Here is a 19,871-nt window from a genome sequence, read left to right as displayed (position 1 = left end):
TTTAGTCTAAAAAAAAAGTTTAAGACACTGCTTTTAACTTTTTTAAAGTTGACTTATTCAATCTATCTTCAGCATAAGATTTAGTAATGCTTAATTTGGTTTCACCAGATCCTGGTAATTCAAACATCGCTTCAGTTAAGATTTCTTCACAAAGTGATCGTAAACCACGTGCACCAAGTTTATATTCTATAGCTTTTTCAACAATATACTCTAATGCGCCATCTGTCATAGATAGAGCAACATCATCCATCTCAAACAATTTTTTGTATTGTTTAACAATCGCATTTTTAGGTTCTGTTAAAATAGCTCTAAGGGTTTTAGCATCTAAAGGGTCCATGTGAGTTAGTACAGGTAAACGACCAATGATTTCTGGTATTAAACCAAAATCTTTTAAATCCTTTGGTATAATGTATTGTAAAATATTATCCTTATCTACACTTTCTACATTTATAGAACTATAACCAATAGCTTGCATATTAAGACGTTTAGAAATCACGCGCTCAATACCATCAAAAGCACCACCTGCAATAAATAATATATTTTCAGTGTCTACTTCAATAAATTTTTGATCAGGGTGCTTACGACCTCCTTTTGGCGGCACGTTAACAACAGTTCCTTCTAAAAGTTTTAATAAGGCTTGTTGTACGCCTTCTCCTGAAACATCTCTAGTAATAGAAGGATTATCACTTTTACGTGCTATCTTATCTATTTCATCTATAAAAACAATACCACGTTGTGCTTTTTCTATATTGTAGTCTGCAGCCTGCAATAAACGCGTTAGAATACTTTCTACATCCTCACCAACATAACCAGCTTCTGTTAATACAGTAGCATCAACGATTGCTAATGGTACATTTAACATTTTAGCAATAGTTTTTGCCATTAATGTTTTACCCGTACCTGTTTGGCCAACCATTATGATATTACTTTTTTGTATTTCAATATCATCATCTGTTGGTGGTTGCAGTAAACGCTTATAGTGATTGTAAACTGCAACAGACATTACACGTTTAGTGTATTCTTGTCCTATTATATAGTCGTCTAAAAAGCCTTTAATTTCTTTAGGCTTTTTAAGCATTAATTCTGCACTTAAATCTGAATTACCAGATTGTTTAGATTCTTCTATAACAATGCCATGTGCTTGCTCTATACAGCGATCACAAATGTGGGCATCTAATCCTGCAATTAAGAGGCTTGTTTCTGGCTTTTTCCTACCACAAAATGAACATTCTAATTCTTCCTTTGCCATATTTTTAATTTGATGTCTTGCTGAGTAAAGTAAAGTGTCTTAAATATTATGGACATTTTATTTTACTCAGCATGACATTATAAATAATTTAGTAAATAGAAATATTTAGTCGAAAGTAATTAGAATTACTTTCTCGTTAATACTTCATCAATCATTCCATATTCTAAAGCTTCTTGTGAGCGCATCCAATAATCTCTGTCAGAATCTTTTTCTACTTGTTCAATTGATTTTCCTGAGTGTTTTGCAATAACTGCATATAATTCTTCTTTAACTCTAATCGTTTCTTTTAAAGCAATTTCCATATCACTTAACTGACCTTGAGTTCCGCTACTTACTTGGTGAATCATTACACGGGAGTGTGTTAATGCAGAACGTTTACCTTCCGCACCAGCACATAATAAAACGGCTGCCATAGAAGCAGCAATACCTGTACAAATTGTAGCAACATCTGGCTTTACAAATTGCATTGTATCGTAAATCCCCAAACCAGCATAAACTGATCCTCCAGGTGAGTTGATGTAAATCTGAATATCTTTATTTGCATCTGTACTTTGTAAGAATAACAATTGTGCTTGGATAATGTTAGCAACTTGATCGTTAACTCCTGTTCCTAAAAAGATGATACGATCCATCATAAGACGTGAAAACACATCGAAAACGGCAATATTCATTTGGCGCTCTTCAATAATGTTTGGCGTCATATTAGAAGGATACATGCTTTCTATTATCTTACTGTAATAGTTGCTGTTAATTCCTTGGTCTTTTATCGCAAATTTTTCAAATTCTTTTCCGTAATCCATATAAATTTAAATCTTTTAATTAATGAGTTCTCTTTTGTAAAACACTTATTATACGCTACTTATTGTACAAACTTTTAAAGAGAAAGCCGTTCCATAAAAAAAGCGCAAAACCATTAAGTTTTACGCTTTAAAGATACTAATTATTTTAAAGACTGCTTAACTATAAAATTCTTTTACGAAATCATCGTAAGTGATATCTTTAGTCTTAATGTTTGCTTCAGTCTTGTATAAGTTTAATAATTTTTGACTTACCAATTGCTCAGACATACGTTTCACTTCATCTTGATTAGATAAAATACGCGCTGCGATATCTTCTAATTCTTTATCTGATGGATTCATTTGTCCAAACTGAGCCATTTGTACTTTAATCATATCCATAGAATATGCTTTCAATTCGTCAAACTGAACTTGTAGCTTATGGTCTTGAATTAATTTACCTTCTATAAGTTGGTAACGCATGCTTTTTTCAGATTTTTCGTATTCTTCTTTAGCTTGCTCTTCAGTCATTTCTTCTTCACCAGCTGTTTGCATCCATTTCTGTAAGAATGTTGATGGTAAATCGAATTTTGTATTTTCAATTAAGCTCTCAGTAACATCGTTTAATAATTTCTGATCACCTTGTTGAGAAAATTGTTTTTCTGAATCTTCTTTAATTTTGTCTTTTAGCTCAGTTACAGAAGTAACTTTTCCTTCACCAAATAATTTATCAAATAACTCTTGATCTAAATCTGCTAATTCGCGTTCGTTAATTTCAGTAATTGTAAAGTTTACTTCAATTTCTAATCCGTGAGCATCATCGTGAGGTACTTTTAAAGCATTCATTAAATCGTGATCATCGTTAAATAATCCTTTTGTTTTTAATGTTACAACATCACCAATTTTTGCTCCAATAAATTTCTTAGGATTTGTTTTTCCTTTTAATTTATCTAAAGTAATCATTGTAGAATTATCAATTTCTTTTTCCTCGTTAGTAAAAGTACCTATAATTTCAGAGTCTTTTGTTACTTCAGTTTGAGAAACGATTTTTCCGTATTGTTTTTGGATGTTTACAATCTGATCATCAATCATTTTGTCATCTGCAACAATGTTATAATGTGTTATAGCTTTTTTTCCTTTTAACTCTACATCGAATTCTGGTGCTAAACCTAATTCAAATTCAAAAGAAAAGGCCTCAGCATCCCAATCTAAATCATCTTGTGCTTTTGGTAAAGGATTACCTAAAACGTCTAGTTTTTCTTCAACTAAATACTTACCAAGTGCATCTTGTAGTAATTTGTTTACTTCATCTACTAATACAGCTTTACCATATTGCTTTTTTACCATTCCCATTGGTACATGACCTTTTCTAAAACCAGGAATGTTTGCAGACTTACGGTAATCTACTAATATTTTCTCTACTTTATCGCTATAATCTTCCTTTGCGATATCAACTGTTACAACTGCATTTAATGCATCGATGTTTTCTCTTGTAATGTTCATTTTTATTGAAACTAAAATTGGGCTGCAAAAATACAATATTTTTTGCAACCCAACAACAGTTTTAAGCGTTTGTATATCAGTTACTTTTTATCATCTTTTAAAAAGGATTGAAGTAACCATTGTAAGATGGATAGTAGGATACTAAATAAAATGGCTGTCCAAAAATTAGCCACGCTAAATCCGTCTATAAGTTTGTCTGCTAATAGAATAATGCACGCATTGATTACTAAAAGAAACAACCCTAAAGTAATAATGGTAATTGGTAGTGTTAGAATCACTAAAATTGGCTTTACTAGCAAATTGAGAATGGATAAAACCACAGCAACAATAATTGCACCTACATAACCATCTACTGTAACACCTGTTAAGACATTGGCTAAAACAAAAACGGCTAATGCATTTAATAAAAGTCTAATTATTAGATTCATAATATGTGTTTTACAATTATTTCTAAGATACGAAATTAATTACAGCATCATAAAACTCTTTTGGGTTTTCTGCATGTAACCAATGGCCAGTATTAGAGATGGTTATTATATGAGAATTAGGGAAATGACGATGAATAAGTGCTTCATCTGCTTCAGCAATATATTCTGAACGGTCACCTCGTAAAAACAAAGTGTCTTTCTCAAAAATGGCATGTATAGGCAATGCTTCCCCAACTTCTGATACGTTCTCTTTTAATACCTCTAAATTAATACGTAAGCCCAATTGACCTTTTTCTACCCAATATAGATTTTTAAGCAAAAACATTCGAGTTCCTATATCGGTAACATAATTGCTTAAAGCTTTGTCAGCTTCACCTCTTGTTTTTATTTGTGAAAAGTCTAATTGACTTAAGCCTTCTAAAATAGCATCATGATGCACAGGGTAGTAGCGTGGTGAAATATCAGCAACTATTAATTTATTAACTAATTCTGGATATTTTGAAGCAAAAAGCATTGCGGTTTTTCCGCCCATGGAATGACCTAATAATATGATATCTTCTAGATTATTAGTTTCACAGTAAATCTTTAAATCTTCAGCTATTAACTCGTAATCAAATGCATCAGAATGAAAACTGCGACCATGGTTTCTTTGGTCTACGAGGTGAATTTCAAAATTAGATTCAGAAAATTGTTTGGCTAAAGTTTTCCAGTTGTCTCCCATGCCTAAAAATCCATGTAGAATAATAAATGGTTTTCCTTTGCCTATAATGTTTGAGTATAGTGTCATGTTTTTAGTCTAGTTTCAAAGTTTCAAAATAATAGTGTGTTTATAGTGTAATTGCGACTCTTTGGCGTAATAACTAAGCTATTTTAGTTTGTCTAAATACATCGCAATAACATTTTCAGCGCCTAAGTATAAACTCTCAGCAATTAAGGCATGGCCAATGGAAACTTCTAATAAACCAGTAATATTTTCTTTAAAGAATTTAATGTTTTCTAAAGATAAATCATGTCCAGCATTAATACCTAATTGCATTGTGTTTGCTAAGCCAGCGCACTCCATATAAGGGTTTATTGCATCTTGGTTACCTAAACTATATTGATGTGCATAGGCTTCTGTATAAAGTTCAATTCTATCAGTGCCTGTAACTTTAGCGCCTTCAATTTGGTGTAAGTCTGGATCCACAAAAATAGAAGTTCTAATTCCGTTGTTTTTAAACTCTTTTATTACATCAATCAAAAAATCTTTATGTTTTAGCGTGTCCCAACCTGCATTAGAAGTAATAGCATCTACAGCATCTGGCACCAAAGTAACTTGTGTTGGTTTAATTTTTAAAACCATGTCTATAAATTTAGGAATTGGATTTCCTTCAATATTATATTCTGTGTAAACTTCGGATTTTAAATCGTAGGCGTCTTGGTAACGAATATGTCTTTCGTCTGGTCTTGGGTGAATGGTTACCCCTTCCGCTCCAAAACGCTGCACATCTTTTGCAAACTGAACAACATTAGGCGTATCACCACCACGACTGTTTCTTAGCGTTGCGATTTTATTTATATTAACACTTAATTTAGTCATTATTATAGATTTTGAATTACAAAAATACAAACAAGAGCACGCTTTTTGTGGTTATTTTTGATTAATTTGCACCTTAATTAATACTGAATAATGGAGCTTCAAAATTTTGTAATAAATGATATAAAACCGCTCAGTGTAACTGATAAAGTTAGCGATTTAAAATTGTTATTTAATCAGTTGACATATTCTCATATTCCTATTTTAAAGGATGATGTTTATATGGGTTGTATTTCTGAAACAGATACACATTGTTTTGAGGGTAATGTTACAATTAGTGATTGTAATTATGCTATAGAGGGTTTTTATGTAAGACCAACAACAAACTGGTTAGATGTGCTAGAGGCTTTTGCGCAAAACGATTCTAACATAATGCCAATTTTAGATAAGAATAATAAGTATCTTGGGTATTATGAGCTAAATGATATCATTCACTTATTTAATGAAACACCATTTTTTGCGGAGCCAGGTGGGATTTTAATTGTAGAAAAAGGTATTAATGATTATTCTTTTAGCGAAATAAGTCAGATTGTAGAATCTAACGATGCTAAACTTTTGGGTGCTTTTATCTCTAAAATGGATGGTGATTTGGTGAAAATCACGCTGAAAATTGGTAACGGAAGTCTTAATGAGGTTATTCAAACCTTTAGACGTTACAGTTATAATATTGTTTCTGGTCATGAAGACGATTCTTATATTGAAAGTTTAAAAGAACGTTCTCAATATCTTGATAAATACTTAAACATGTAATATTGATGAAACGAGTATGTTCAAGATTTTATCATCTAAACGAATGATTAATAGCGAACAGCATGTGACCATTGAAAAATAATAAAGAGAAACGCATGAAAGTAGCAATTTACGGTCAGAATTATGTTAAGGAAACCACGCAGAAAGCGGTGGAACTGCTTCTTGATGTATTATTACGGAAAGAGGCGAACGTTTTTTTTGAAAACGAATTTCTTAAAACCCAAAATTCTGCCATTAGGAATAGTTCTGCAATTAGAACATTCGATTCGTTAGATAAAACTTTTGATTTATTAATAAGTGTAGGAGGTGATGGTACTATTTTAAGAGCTGTAACCTATGTTAGAGATTTGGGTATTCCTATAGTAGGAATAAATACAGGTCGCTTAGGGTTTTTAGCAACCATACAGATTGATGATATAGAAACAGCACTCACTGAAATTTTTAAAGGTGATTACAAAATTTCAGAACGTTCATTATTAAGTGTGTCTACAGATCTAGAACACGAAGATATTTTGAAAACAAATTTTGCTTTAAATGAAATAGCGATAAGTAGAAAGAATACAACTTCTATGATTACTGTAGATACGCATCTAAACGCTAAGTATTTAACATCGTATTGGGCAGATGGCCTTATACTTTCTTCGCCTACCGGTTCTACAGGTTATTCTTTAAGTTGTGGAGGTCCTGTAATTGTGCCAGACGCAAAGAGTTTTGCTTTAACGCCAATTGCACCTCATAATTTAAGTGCGCGTCCGTTAATTATTCCAGATAGTACAACAGTAACACTGAAAGTAAATGGAAGAGAGGATCAATTTTTAATGTCATTAGACTCAAGGATTGTTACACTTTCTAATTCTACCATAGTAACCATAAAAAAAGCAGATTTTGTTGTAAAAATGGTAGAGTTGTTAGACGAATCCTTTTTAGAAACACTCCGAAAAAAATTACTTTGGGGCGAAGATCGACGTAACTAATAGTATTTTATTACAATAAATACCCATAAAAGCAGTTAATCTGTAATACATTTTGTTTCAAATTGTTCCACAAATTCTGAATTGTTATATTTGCAAACTTTGAAAAATTTATGAGGTATTTTTTTCTTTTTTTATTAGGTACTTTTATCATTAATACTGCTGATGCTCAAATTTATGAGGTTGGTATCTTTGCTGGTGGAAGTAACTTTATTGGTGATGTTGGTTCTAGTAAATATATTGCACCAAATCAACCTGCTTTTGGTGCATTAGTAAAATGGAACAGAAGCCCAAGACATTCATTTAGAGCTTCTGTCATTTTTACGGACTTAAAAGGTGTTGACGGAAAATCTGATGATGCTAGAAGAGTAGAGCGTGGTTATGAGTTTAATACAAGTATAATAGAGATATCTGCAGGTATGGAATTTACATTTTTAGATTTCGATTTGCATACAAGCGGAATGAAAGGTACACCTTATTTGTATTCGGGTATTTCTGTGGCCAATCACGATAATTTTTATTTTTCAGAAACAGGTCAAATTATATCAGAAAATACAAATAGTTGGGCTTTTGGTATTCCTATGGCATTGGGTTATAAAACAAATATATCTAATCATTTAATTTTAGCAGGTGAAATAGGAGCACGTTATACATTTTCTGATGAATTAGATGGAAGCGTGCCAGATGGAGAATTCAGGGAACAGTACAGTTTTGGGAATACTAATAATAATGATTGGTATATGTTTACCGGATTTACATTAACTTACACCTTTGGTCGACGACCTTGCTATTGTAATTTTTAAAATGAGCATAAAAGAACAAATAAATAAAGATAAGCTTCCTCAACATGTTGCAATTATAATGGATGGCAATGGACGTTGGGCTAAGCAACAAGGTTTAATAAGGGCTATTGGTCATGAAAACGGTACCAAATCAGTAAGGCAAACCGTCGAAGCCAGTGCAGAACTAGGTATTAAAAACCTAACACTATATGCCTTTTCTACAGAAAACTGGAATAGACCAAAACTAGAAGTTCAAACTTTAATGAAACTTTTAGTTAAATCACTAAAGAAAGAGATTAAGACTTTACAAGACAACGGTATTAAACTTAATGCAATTGGTTGTTTAAATGATTTGCCAAAAAAAGCTCATAAAGAACTGTTAGAAGTTATAGAAAAGACAAAAAATAATACAAATATGACATTAACCTTGGCGTTGAGCTATGGTTCTCGTGAAGAAATTGTTAATGTTGTTAAAGAATTGTCAGTTAAAGTTAAAAATAATATAATTTCTTCTGAAAGTATTGACGAATCAATTATTAATAAGCATCTTTACACGCAAAATTTACCAGACGTAGACTTGCTTATTCGCACAAGCGGAGAACAACGTATCAGTAACTTTTTGCTTTGGCAGATAGCCTACGCGGAATTATATTTTACAGATATTTTATGGCCAGATTTTAAAAAAGAAAATTTATATGAGGCAATCATAAACTATCAAAACAGAGAACGAAGATTTGGAAAAACAAGCGAACAACTTACCTAATAATTCAGTATTGAAGTCAATTATAAAACTTTTTTGTACTGTATTCCTCTTTACAATTTCATTTAACAGTAATGCACAAGTTGAAGGTGGAGAAACCTATTTAATCAAAGAGATTAAAGTAACAGGTAACACTAATTTTAGTGCACAAACAATTATTGCCTATTCTAAACTTAGAAAGGATGAAGAAATTCAGGTTGGTGGTGAAAAAATAGCCAATGCAGTAAAGACTTTATGGAAGTCTAATCTATTTAGTAGCATAGATATTTATGTTACAGATATAGACGGTAGCACTGCTAATTTAGAAATTAATTTAAGTGATTTACCAGAATTGAAAGATCTAACTATAGAAGGTATTAAGAAGGGTAAAAAAGATGAGGTTATTGCTGAAAATAAGCTAAAAGCCGGAACGAAAGTTACCGAAAACCTCATTGCAACTACAAAGAATTACCTAACTAATAAATATAGAAAGAAAGGATTTTTAAATACTAAAGTCAAAATAACAACTTCACAGGTTCTTGATTCAGTTGAAAAAGAGCGTGTAAATATGCTTATTGATATTAATAAAGGACAGAAAGTAAAAATAAAGTCTATTAATTTTGAAGGTAATGTGAAAATAACTGACAAAAAGCTTCGTAAAGCAATGAAAAACACGAAGCAAAAAAGTTTTAGTCCTTTACGTTTGTTAAAGCGTTCTAAATATATCGAAGACGATTTTAGAGCAGATTTAGTAAGTCTGGTAGATTATTATAAAGAGAATGGATATAGAGATGCTAGAGTTATTTCTGATTCTATTTCTTATTTAGATAAAAAAACAATTAGTCTAGATATTAAAGTAGAAGAGGGGGAAAAATATACCTTCGGTAAAATTACTTTTGTTGGTAATACAGTATATTCGGATAGACAGTTAGGACTTCTATTAGGTATAAAAGAAGGTGATACTTATAATGGCGTGGAATTAAGAGAGCGTATTGCAGATGATACTAATCCAGATGCTCAAGATATTACCAATGCATACCAAAATAACGGTTACATGTTCTCAACAATAAATCCAGTTGAGGTAAGTGCTGAGGGTAATGTTATAGATATGGAAATTCGTATTTCAGAAGGTAAACCAGCATATTTTAATAATGTTACTATAGTAGGTAATGATGTTACTAATGACCATGTTGTTTATAGAGAGATTAGAACACGTCCAGGTCAATTATATAAAAAGTCTGATATTATTAGAACAATTAGAGAGTTAGGACAACTTGGATTTTTTGATGCACAGCAAATAGTTCCTAATATTAAGAATCCAAATCCTGTGGATGGAACTTTAGATGTTGAATACTCTGTTGTAGAACAAGGTTCAAGTCAAATACAACTGCAAGGTGGTTATGGTGGTGGTGGCTTCATTGGTACATTAGGGTTGTCATTCAATAACTTTTCAATAAAAGATATATTTAAGAAAGATGCATATAAGCCAGTTCCAAGAGGAGATGGACAAAGTTTAGCATTAAGACTTCAAGCAAGTCAGTACTTCCAGACTTATAGTTTTTCATTTAGTGAGCCTTGGCTTGGAGGTAAAAAACCTTACCAAATGTCAACCTCTTTGTCGCACTCTAAGCAATTTTTATACGATTCAAGTACAGGTAGAGCAAATAAAGAGAGAAGTTTTAATATTACAGGTTTAACTTTAGGTTTGTCTACTAGGCTTTCTAAGCCAGATGATTATTTTGTTTTATCACAAGCATTAAGCTTTCAACATTATAACCTAAATAACTATACAACTAGTTTATTTACATTTGGAGACGGTACATCTAATAACCTTTCATATACGGTTGGTTTAAGTCGAAGTGACCTTAGAGTGGATCCAATTTTCCCAACGGGAGGTTCTAGTTTTAGTGTCTCTGCAAAATTTTCGTTTCCATATTCATTAGTAAATGGTGTTGATTATAAGTCATTGATAGATGAAAGAGATGGTTTAGATGCGTCAGATGCAGATGATCTTGATAGAATTGCTGAAATTGATCAAGAGCGTTTTAAGTGGTTAGAATTCTATAAAGTAAAATTTAAGGCAGAATGGTATCAGTCACTAACTAAAAAATTCGTTTTAAGACCAAGTGTAGAATTTGGGTTCCTAGGAGCATATAACAATGATAGAGGTGTAATTCCTTTTGAAAGATTCTTTGTTGGTGGTGACGGTTTAGCAAATTACTCTTTAGATGGTAGAGAGGTTGTGCAGTTACGTGGTTATCCTAATCAATCATTATCAGATACAGATGGTGGATCTATATATAATAAGTTCTCATTAGAGTTGCGTTATCCTATTACTTTAGGTGCGCAAGCAAAAATTTATGCTTTAACTTTCTTAGAAGCAGGTAGTTCTGTTAATAATTTTAAAGATTTTGACCCATTTAACCTTCAGCGATCGGCAGGTTTTGGTTTAAGAATATTTATGCCAGCTTTTGGTTTACTTGGTATAGATTTTGGCCATGCGTTTGATGAATCTCCTTATGGAGCAACAGTTAAAAACTGGGAAACTCACTTTATAATTGGTCAACAATTTTAAGTTTGGCACGATATTTTCTAATAGCTTAATAAGAAATTCATCGCGTGTTAAAATTTTTAAGAATATATTTCGTTAAATTTGAGGATTAGTAGCACTAAAAGAGTAACACGTTTAGTATTACAAATAAAATGTCTCAAAACATGAAAACAAAAATGATGAAATTCAAAGTTCTTTTTTTATTAATAATAGGGTTGTTGAGCTTTAATGCAAATGCACAGCGTGGCGTTAGAATAGGTTATATTGATACGGAATACATTTTACAAAATGTACCAGAATATCAAGAGGCTTCTTCGCAACTTGACAAAAAAGTTCAAAATTGGAAATCTGAAATAGAAACTAAATTAAATGCAATTGAGCAAAAGAAGAAAGAACTCGATAACGAAAGTGTGCTTTTAACTAAAGAATTGTATGACGAACGTTTTGAAGATATTTCTTTTGAAGAAGCTGAAATTTTAGATTACCAACAAAAACGATTTGGTCCAAATGGTGATTTAATGATTCAGAAGCGTCAGTTAATTGAGCCTATTCAAGATCAGATTTTTGCAGCAGTTCAAGAAATCGCTGAAACTAAAAAATATGATTTTGTTTTTGATAAGTCGGCCGATGTTGTTATGCTTTATTCTGCCGAACGCTATGATATGAGCGAGCAGGTTTTAAGAACTATAACTAGGACATCTAAGCGCTCACAAGTAAAAAACAAAAAAGAACGAAAGGAGTTAGAGGATGAAGAGGTTGTGCCCGAAGTAAGTGAAGCAAAAGATGATCGCCAACAAGCATTAGAAGACCGTAAAGCAAAACGAGAGGAGCAATTAGCAACAGCACGAGCAGAAAGAGAAAAAGCGGCTGCAGATAGAAAGCAAGCTCAAGAAGAATTGCGAGAAACAAAAAGATTAGAAGCAGAGGCTCGTCGCCAAAAAGCGATAGATGCTAGAAATAAAAAATCGGAATCTACGGAAAGTGTAAAAACTGTAGAAACAGATACAACCAGTAAGGCAAGACCATCTATTAAAATAGATAGTACAAAAGCTAAAGGAGGCGTAGTAAAAGATTCAACTAGTATTAAGAAGCCAGTTACAGCGGCTGAAATTGCAGAAGCTAAACGCTTACAGAAATTAAAAGAAAGAGAAGCGCGTCAAAAAGCGTTACAAGATAGAAAAGATAAAATTATAGAACAAAGAAAGAAAGCGCGTGAAGAACGTGAGAAACAAGTAAAAAAGAACGATTCTATTGCGAAAGCAAAGAAGAATGATTAAAAACAAAAACAACTATTAATTTATAACACACAAATACAATTTAGACAATGAAAAATTTAAAAACACTTTTATTTACAGCAGTACTTTTTATTGGAGCCACTAGTTTTACTTCAGCTCAAGGGAAAATTGCTCATATTAATAAGCAAGAATTGATTAAGGCAATGCCAGAATATGCTCTTGCACAAGCAGAAATTGAAAAGTTAGGTAAAACTTACGAAGCAGAAATACAAGGTTCTTACAAAGAATTAGATGCAAAGTATAAGCAATATAATGCTGAAGCTGAAACTAAGACTGAAGAAGAAAACATGACGCGTATGCAAGAGGTTGAAGGTATGAAACAAAGTTTAGGTCAATACCAACAACAAGCTCAGAAGCAATTGCAAGAAAAAGAATTTAATCTTTTAAAGCCAATCGTTGAAAAAGCTGATAATGCAATTAAGGCAGTAGCTAAAGCTCAAGGTTTTGAATACGTTGTAGATGAAGCTATGCTTATTGTAGCAGATGGTAAAGATCTTATGGCAGATGTAAAAAAGCAATTAGGGATGTAATCCTAATTTTAAAATAAACAATTAGAAAGTCGCTTAATATTAAGCGACTTTTTATTTTTGTAACAATGAGTAATAACCCTATTGGCATATTCGATTCTGGTATTGGAGGTACATCTATCTTCAAGGAGATTCATGCGCTTTTACCAAATGAAAATTGCATCTATTTGGCTGATAGTGTTAATGCACCTTATGGCAATAAATCTAAAGAGGAAATTGTAGAACTTAGTGTTAAAAACACAGAGTTTCTAATTAACAAGGGAAGTAAAATTATTGTTGTAGCCTGCAATACGGCTACAACAAATGCTATTGATTTTCTTAGAGAGAACTATAATATCCCATTTATTGGCATTGAGCCAGCAATAAAACCAGCGGCTTTAAATACAAAAACAAAAGCTATTGGTATACTGGCAACCAAGGGAACATTAAGTAGTCAGCTTTTTCATAAAACGACAGATTTATATGCTTCTGGAATAAAAGTTATTGAACAAGTAGGTGAAGGTATTGTGCCATTAATTGAATCTGGGAAAGTAGATTCTGGCCAGATGCAGTTACTTTTAGAAAGGTATTTAAAACCAATGCTAGAGCAGAATATAGATTTCTTAGTGTTAGGTTGCACGCATTATCCATATCTCATTCCTATGCTATCTAAAATGCTTCCAAGTGAGGTTGAAATTATAGATTCTGGTTTGGCAGTAGCAAAACAAACACAATCCGTCTTAGCTTCTAATGATTTATTAAATAGTAGCGTTTCAAAACCAAGAATAAAGCTATTCTCAAATGGTGATGTGAGCGTTTTAGATACTATACTAAATAGTAAATTTGATGTTTCCTATTTAAATTTCTAGTAAGGTTTTAATTATTAAACACACTAAGTTTGTATGAAATTACTATTTGTTTATAATGCGACTTCAGGAACATTAAATTCTTTACTAGACGTTGGTCACAAGCTTTTAAGTCCATCAACTTACAAGTGTAGCTTATGTACTCTAACTCATGATGTCTTTTCTGAAAATTCAACTTGGAAAAACTTTAGAGATAAAAGTCATTTTGATATGGAGTTTTATCACAAAGACGAATTTGAAGCTAAATTCCCTAAAGTGAAATTGGCATATCCAACAGTACTAAAGCTTGAAGAGAACCAACTTAGTACAGTTTTAAATCCAGATGTTTTAAATGAAATAGCTACTGTAGAAGCATTAATTGAAATGTTGAAATCTAGGATTTAATTAGTCCTTAAACCAACTAGAGTATTCTACATAATTGTTAGCAATGCGATTAATTTCTCCAGATATAAGTTCCTTACTAATATCTTTTACTTTTTTAGCTGGCACACCTGCATAGATACTTCCAGATTTTACAATAGTATTTTTTGTTACTACAGCACCTGCAGCAATGATGCTATTACTTTCAATAACACAATCATCCATTATAATACTTCCCATACCAATGAGTACATTATCTTTAATTGTACAACCATGTACTAAAGCGTTATGTCCAATAGAAACGTTATTACCAATAGTTGTTGGTGATTTTTGATAGGTAGCATGGATTACAGCACCATCTTGGATGTTTACCTTATTACCTATTTTTATAAAATGGACATCACCTCTAATTACAGCATTAAACCAAACACTGCATTGTTCTCCCATTGAAACTTCGCCAACAATTGTTGCATTTTCTGCTAAATAGCAATCTTCTGGTATTTGAGGTGTATTTCCTCTTACGGACTTTATTACAGGCATAATTATATTGGTTTGAGAATAGGAATCTTATTCGGTGATTCCTTATTATTTTAAATTAGATAGGTTCTAGATTTTCATTCATCAAGATAAAATGAAAATTTAGAATTGCATAATTTTTTGCATAAAAAAAGAGCAGCACAAGTGCTACTCTTTAATCTTAATTTTATAAATGAGAAAAACTATACGTTTTCAGCGTCTCTTAAACCTTGAATGTATTCAGCTTTCTGAATTTGTCTTCTTCTCTTTACAGAAGGTTTAGTGAAATAACGTGATTCCCTAAGGTTTTGCATAATTTGCACATTTCTGTGTTTACGCTTGTAACGCTTAAGTGCACGTTCTATATTTTCTCCTTCTTTGATTTCGATTTTAATCATTATCGATAATATTTTTGTTAACTAATTCTTGCAAATGGTCGGCAAATATATACTAACTATTTGAGAATAAAAAATTAATTCAAGTTTTTAGATATTTATTTTTAGCCTAAGTATGTTTTTAAGATTTTACTCTTACTAGCATGTCTTAATCTTCTAATACCTTTTTCTCTAATTTGTCTTACACGTTCTCTCGTTAAATCATATATGCTTCCAATTTCTTCTAGTGTCATTGGTGGCTGATCTCCGATTCCAAAATTTAAACGAATAACGTCACTTTCCTTTTGAGTAAGTGTTTCTAAAGCACGTTCAACTTCAGTGTTTAAAGACTCTTTCATTAAGGCCATATCAGGTCTTGGTGATTCACCAGAACTAACAACATCATATAAACTAAACGTTTCGCCATCTTTTAATGGAGCATCCATTGATAAGTGACGTCCAGAGTTTTTCATAGACTGTTTTACCTCACGTTCGCTAATATCTAACTCACGTGCGATTTCGTCCGCATTTGGAGGTCTTTGGTTTATTTGCTCTAAATGAGAAAAGGCTTTATTAATCTTATTAATAGTACCAATTTTATTTAAAGGTAAACGTACAATACGAGATTGCTCTGCTAATGCTTGTAAAATTGCTTGTCTAATCCACCATACAGCATAAGAAATAAACTTAAAACCTCTAGTTTCATCAAAACGTTTTGCTGCTTTTACTAAACCTGCGTTACCTTCATTAATTAAATCTGGTAATTTTAAACCTTGGTTTTGGTATTGTTTTGCAACAGATACAACAAACCTTAAGTTGGCTGTTGTTAATTTGTCTAATGCTGCTTGATCACCTTTTCTGATGAGCTGTGCTAGTTCCACTTCTTCATCAGCTGTTATCAACGGAATCTTACTGATGTCCTGTAAGTACTTATCTAAAGATTTGTCTTCTCTGTTGGTAACCTGCTTGGTGATTTTTAACTGCCTCATATATCCTATTTAAAATTTAGTGAACCTTCAATGTAACCTAATAAATTAGATTTCCAAATAATTGTATGTTTATTAACACATATTGACGAAAAAAAGCTGTTTTTGACGATAAACGGTTAATTTTTAGTTGAGTCTTGTGCTTTTGTGTCCTTTGATTTCTTCTTTCCGCCTAAGAGTCCGCCCAAAATATTTCCTACACCTTCTTTAACTTTATCTTCTGCTGTTTGCTTAGTTGTGTCTTCTATTGTGGTCGTAGTAGAATCTGTTTTAGTCGTGTTTGAGTTTCCTCCTAAAAGTCCACCAATTAAATCGGTAACCTTATCTTTTCCTGTGTTAATTAATTTTTGTTTTTCAATTTCAATTAATTGCTTCGTTAAGTTTGAAACACCAGACGTTAAATCTGTTTGTATAATAGGACTTGTAAAAGTGCCACCAATATTTGCCGTAACAGGTACAGTAAGTTTATTTACTTCATTATCATTAATCTTTCCAATTAAACGATTGACATCACTTCCTAAATATTTAGCTGGTACTTGAAAAACAGCACTATAATTCATTGAATTCGAAAAACTATGAGATCCAGACACTACAATTGGTATGTCTTTATAATTAACAGTAAATGGTTTTACAGAAACTTGTCCATTCTCAAAGCTTAATTTTGTTTTAAGGTCTTTTAAATCTAGTTTACTAAAATCTATAAAACTTAATTTACTATCTAAGCTTGAAAGCAACGGGCTATTTGCAGCATCTATATTATTAGTTAAAATATCAGCGATTGCACTACCAGAAATTGAACTTAAATCAGGTGAAAAGCTTTCGTCTAAAAATCCGCTAACATCTATTGTAGAGTTTAATTTTCCTTGAAGCACTTTTGCAATTGGCGCTAAGGCCTTCAACATATCTAAATCTTTAAATGATTGCGAAATATCGAAGTTTTGCATCGCTAAACTCATGTCAAAAGCAGGTTTGGCTGCTTTAGTAGAGACATTACCAGAAATTCCTAATTGACCATTAAAAATATCTGTGGTCATATTTTTTAGATTCGCATTTTGGTCTTTTATTAATAATTGACCTTTTACATTCTTCAAGTTGAGATTGTCATAAATAACAGTTTTTGCGTTGGCTGTTATAGTACAATCTAAAAAATCTGGAATTTTAAGTGATTCTGATTCTGAAGTCGTTTTATTAGATGATTCTGTAGCTGTTTCGTCCTCAGACATAAAATCTGAAATCGCAAACGTATTAGAATTTACATTAAAATTACCTTCAAGTTTTTTGTCGCTTAATAGAAAACCTAATAAATTATTAATAGTTCCTGTGGCTGAAAAATCACTTTTTCCTGTTAAAGCATCAAAACTGTTCAAACTTACCGTTCCTGGCTTAAAGGCTAAATCGGCTTTGTTAATTTGAATAGGGTTTACAATATCTTCAGAAGAGAATATAAAATCTGAAATAGAAACACTACCAACATTTTTAATGCGTTGATAAGCATTTGTTTCAATCGCATTCATATCAAAAGACGTATTGATGTTTCCTTTTAAAATACCACTCAACTCATTTTCTAATTCTACTGGATACGCTTTTGTGATGTTCGCTAAATTTAAAACACCATCTAATTTAGCATCAATTTGCTGGTTTTTAGTTAGGTTTTTAACATGAATTTCAGACTTAAAAACATCTTCATCAATCTGAAAATTAAGTTTATCAATATTTACAAAAGTATCGTCAACGTTTCCTGTTGTGTTTTTTACAGAAGCATCAATTGTAATATTTCTAACGCTCTTTGGAAGGTCAGGATATTTAAAAGATGCATTACTTGAATTTAAATTGATGTCTAAAGTTGGAATCGTTTCCTCTGAAACCAAACCTTTAATAATTCCGTTGACTGTAAAATTTCCGGTAGTATTTACATTTGCAATATCTTTTGCGTAAGCCTTTGGTATTACGGCTAAGAAATCTTTAAACGAAGCTTCTGGATTCTTAAAGGTGATGTCTATTTGCTGGCCAGCTTCAACCAATTGAACATATCCATCAAACTCTAAAGGCAATGCATTGATGTAGGCTTTGTTTTCTTTGAAGGTATATTTCTGTTGCTCTAGGTCTAAATCGATTAGCGCATCTAATTTAATACTGTTGTTGCTTAAATATTCAGTACTATCCATAGCAAATGTCACATTTGCCTCTGTGTTGGTGTCTAATTCAGATTTTTCACCAGAGAAAATTCCTGTTCCTTTATGGTTGATTTCTGTTAAATAGAAGGTTAAATTAGAAGTGTCATCAATATAAGTAAACGCACTATTATTAAGCTCGTAGTTGTCAATGTCAAAACTAAAACCACCAGAACTTTCTGTTTCTGTAGGTGCAGCATCTGTTTCACTTTCTTTTACTATATCATAGTTTACAGCACCTGTTTTATTGGTTTTAATAACCAAAAGAAGCTCGTCTGCGATAATTTCGTTAATTTCTAATGGGTCTTCAGTTCCTTTTAATAACTGCATTACACCCATTTCAAAAGATAACGATTTTGCTGTTGCTAAAGTTTCACCTTCAAAAGGTGCACGATTGGTGATTTTTAAATTTTCAACGCTAACTTCTGCTTTCGGAAAGCTACTGATAAGGCTTAAATTGATGTCATCGAAGGATAATTCGGCATTTAAATTTTCATCTGCATAATTCTGAACAATCGTATCGATTTTAGATTCTAAAGCAAAAGGTATAGCTATAAGAATCGCAATAAATATGAGTAAAACGATTCCAATAATTTTTAAAAATTTCTTCATAAGGTCTTTTTGTGTTTTTTAAAACAGCGTCTTTTATATATACGCAAAATTCCGCATAAAAGTTGCTATTGTTGTCAAGTTTAAGAAGATTTTAATGTTTTGTTTAATCGTTATAGTAAATTTATTTCCTCATTTACTTTTAGTTTGAAACGTTTTCTAAATAAATACACACCTAAGTATAAAAATGGTGTATCTAACAAGGCGACTATAACTTTAAATAAAAAGCCACTAATTAGTAAGCCTTTAAAATTGGCCCAATCTATAATTCCGAAACTACAAAGTAACGTGACAATAGTAAAAGTGTCAACAAATTGAGAAAACCAAGTAGAAAAATTATTCCTCAGCCACAAATGTTTGCCTTTGGTTAATCGTTTCCAGAAATGATAGATTTGAATATCTACAAACTGAGCAAATAAATACGTTAGCATACTAGCAAAAACGGCTAAAGACGTATTACCAAAAACGGTATTAAACATTGTGTTGTCTACATAAGACCATTCAGTAGCTGGTACATTTGAAGCTGTATATACAATTAAAAGTGAAAATAGCGATGCAAAAATACCAACAACCACAATATCGTTAGCGCGTTTTTTACCATAAATCTCACTAATTAAATCTGTAATAAGAAACGTAATAGGATACGGTAAAATACCAACAGAGATTTCAAATAATTTTGAACCAAAAATCTCTACATCGAAAGGATGCCAATAAAAGAATTTTTGAAAGATTAAATTTGAAACTACGAGAGAGGTTATAAAAAGGCCACCAAGTAAGAGGTAAATACGTTGTGCTAATAGCTTGTCTTTTAGTGACATTGAAAATGGTTAATAAATAGTTTAAGTAAAGGTAAAGTTATAAAA

At 31.9% G+C, this 19,871-nt stretch carries 20 protein-coding genes; 9 read left to right on the top strand and 11 right to left on the bottom strand.

Annotated elements, in window-relative coordinates; genetic code table 11:
- Nucleotides 1-19: 19 nt before the first annotated feature.
- The 6 genes from clpX to Q0807_RS04720 all read right to left on the bottom strand — a co-directional run bounded on the left by clpX (nt 20) and on the right by Q0807_RS04720 (nt 5,535).
- Nucleotides 20-1,249, bottom strand: coding sequence for an ATP-dependent Clp protease ATP-binding subunit ClpX (gene clpX / locus Q0807_RS04745; RefSeq protein ID WP_299106946.1), 1,230 nt, complete (start codon nt 1,247-1,249; stop codon nt 20-22).
- A 125-nt stretch (nt 1,250-1,374) separates the two neighbouring features.
- Entirely contained in the window at nt 1,375-2,049 is a 675-nt protein-coding gene (locus tag Q0807_RS04740; protein WP_299106945.1) for a ClpP family protease, read from the bottom strand.
- A gap of 156 nt (nt 2,050-2,205) precedes the next feature.
- A complete protein-coding gene (gene tig, locus Q0807_RS04735) occupies nt 2,206-3,528 on the bottom strand; it encodes a trigger factor (RefSeq protein ID WP_299106944.1) in 1,323 nt (440 codons plus the stop codon).
- 80 nt (nt 3,529-3,608) lie between these two features.
- Nucleotides 3,609-3,956, bottom strand: coding sequence for a phage holin family protein (locus tag Q0807_RS04730; protein WP_299106943.1), 348 nt, complete (start codon nt 3,954-3,956; stop codon nt 3,609-3,611).
- Nucleotides 3,957-3,978: 22 nt separating this feature from the next.
- Entirely contained in the window at nt 3,979-4,743 is a 765-nt protein-coding gene (locus tag Q0807_RS04725; RefSeq protein ID WP_299106942.1) for an alpha/beta fold hydrolase, read from the bottom strand.
- 78 nt (nt 4,744-4,821) lie between these two features.
- Entirely contained in the window at nt 4,822-5,535 is a 714-nt protein-coding gene (locus Q0807_RS04720; RefSeq protein WP_299106941.1) for a pyridoxine 5'-phosphate synthase, read from the bottom strand.
- Between the two features lie 90 nt (nt 5,536-5,625).
- On the opposite strand from Q0807_RS04720, the gene Q0807_RS04715 reads away from it, so the two are divergent.
- The 9 genes from Q0807_RS04715 to Q0807_RS04675 all read left to right on the top strand — a co-directional run bounded on the left by Q0807_RS04715 (nt 5,626) and on the right by Q0807_RS04675 (nt 14,376).
- The gene (locus Q0807_RS04715) at nt 5,626-6,282 is read left to right on the top strand and encodes a CBS domain-containing protein (protein WP_299106940.1); all 657 of its coding nucleotides are present in this window, start codon (nt 5,626-5,628) and stop codon (nt 6,280-6,282) included.
- A gap of 95 nt (nt 6,283-6,377) precedes the next feature.
- Nucleotides 6,378-7,256 carry an NAD kinase gene (locus Q0807_RS04710; protein WP_299106996.1) on the top strand — a complete coding sequence of 293 codons (879 nt, stop codon included), beginning with the start codon at nt 6,378-6,380 and terminating at the stop codon, nt 7,254-7,256.
- 110 nt (nt 7,257-7,366) lie between these two features.
- The gene (locus Q0807_RS04705; protein WP_299106939.1) at nt 7,367-8,056 is read left to right on the top strand and encodes a DUF6089 family protein; all 690 of its coding nucleotides are present in this window, start codon (nt 7,367-7,369) and stop codon (nt 8,054-8,056) included.
- 1 nt (nt 8,057) lies between these two features.
- The gene (locus Q0807_RS04700) at nt 8,058-8,798 is read left to right on the top strand and encodes an isoprenyl transferase (RefSeq protein ID WP_299106938.1); all 741 of its coding nucleotides are present in this window, start codon (nt 8,058-8,060) and stop codon (nt 8,796-8,798) included.
- Nucleotides 8,770-11,349 (top strand): outer membrane protein assembly factor BamA, encoded by a 2,580-nt coding sequence (gene bamA / locus Q0807_RS04695; RefSeq protein WP_299106937.1) that lies wholly within the window; start codon nt 8,770-8,772, stop codon nt 11,347-11,349. The genes Q0807_RS04700 and bamA overlap by 29 nt, the downstream gene beginning before the upstream one ends.
- A 140-nt stretch (nt 11,350-11,489) precedes the next feature.
- Nucleotides 11,490-12,602, top strand: coding sequence for an OmpH family outer membrane protein (locus tag Q0807_RS04690; RefSeq protein ID WP_299106936.1), 1,113 nt, complete (start codon nt 11,490-11,492; stop codon nt 12,600-12,602).
- A 47-nt stretch (nt 12,603-12,649) separates the two neighbouring features.
- Nucleotides 12,650-13,150 (top strand): OmpH family outer membrane protein, encoded by a 501-nt coding sequence (locus Q0807_RS04685; protein WP_299106935.1) that lies wholly within the window; start codon nt 12,650-12,652, stop codon nt 13,148-13,150.
- Between the two features lie 65 nt (nt 13,151-13,215).
- The gene (gene murI / locus Q0807_RS04680) at nt 13,216-13,995 is read left to right on the top strand and encodes a glutamate racemase (protein WP_299106934.1); all 780 of its coding nucleotides are present in this window, start codon (nt 13,216-13,218) and stop codon (nt 13,993-13,995) included.
- A gap of 33 nt (nt 13,996-14,028) precedes the next feature.
- Nucleotides 14,029-14,376: a GTPase gene (locus tag Q0807_RS04675; RefSeq protein ID WP_299106932.1), complete on the top strand. Its 348-nt coding sequence runs from the start codon at nt 14,029-14,031 to the stop codon at nt 14,374-14,376.
- Here Q0807_RS04675 and Q0807_RS04670 read toward each other — a convergent pair whose 3' ends face one another.
- From Q0807_RS04670 to Q0807_RS04650, 5 genes are all read right to left on the bottom strand, one after another.
- Nucleotides 14,377-14,892, bottom strand: coding sequence for a gamma carbonic anhydrase family protein (locus Q0807_RS04670; protein ID WP_299106931.1), 516 nt, complete (start codon nt 14,890-14,892; stop codon nt 14,377-14,379).
- A 179-nt stretch (nt 14,893-15,071) separates the two neighbouring features.
- On the bottom strand, nt 15,072-15,266 hold the full coding sequence (rpsU, locus tag Q0807_RS04665; protein ID WP_299106929.1) for a 30S ribosomal protein S21: 195 nt from the start codon (nt 15,264-15,266) through the stop codon (nt 15,072-15,074).
- A 101-nt stretch (nt 15,267-15,367) separates the two neighbouring features.
- The gene (locus tag Q0807_RS04660) at nt 15,368-16,231 is read right to left on the bottom strand and encodes an RNA polymerase sigma factor RpoD/SigA (protein ID WP_299106927.1); all 864 of its coding nucleotides are present in this window, start codon (nt 16,229-16,231) and stop codon (nt 15,368-15,370) included.
- A 116-nt stretch (nt 16,232-16,347) separates the two neighbouring features.
- Complete coding sequence (locus Q0807_RS04655; RefSeq protein ID WP_115817815.1) at nt 16,348-19,011, bottom strand: AsmA-like C-terminal region-containing protein; 2,664 nt, start codon at nt 19,009-19,011, stop codon at nt 16,348-16,350.
- Nucleotides 19,012-19,121: 110 nt separating this feature from the next.
- Entirely contained in the window at nt 19,122-19,826 is a 705-nt protein-coding gene (locus Q0807_RS04650) for a queuosine precursor transporter (protein ID WP_115817816.1), read from the bottom strand.
- Between the last annotated feature and the right edge of the window lie 45 nt (nt 19,827-19,871).

The organism is uncultured Winogradskyella sp. (assembly GCF_947495255.1).
In the GTDB taxonomy this organism is placed as follows: Bacteria; Bacteroidota; Bacteroidia; order Flavobacteriales; family Flavobacteriaceae; genus Winogradskyella.
This window is presented reverse-complemented; position numbering and strand designations above follow the sequence as displayed.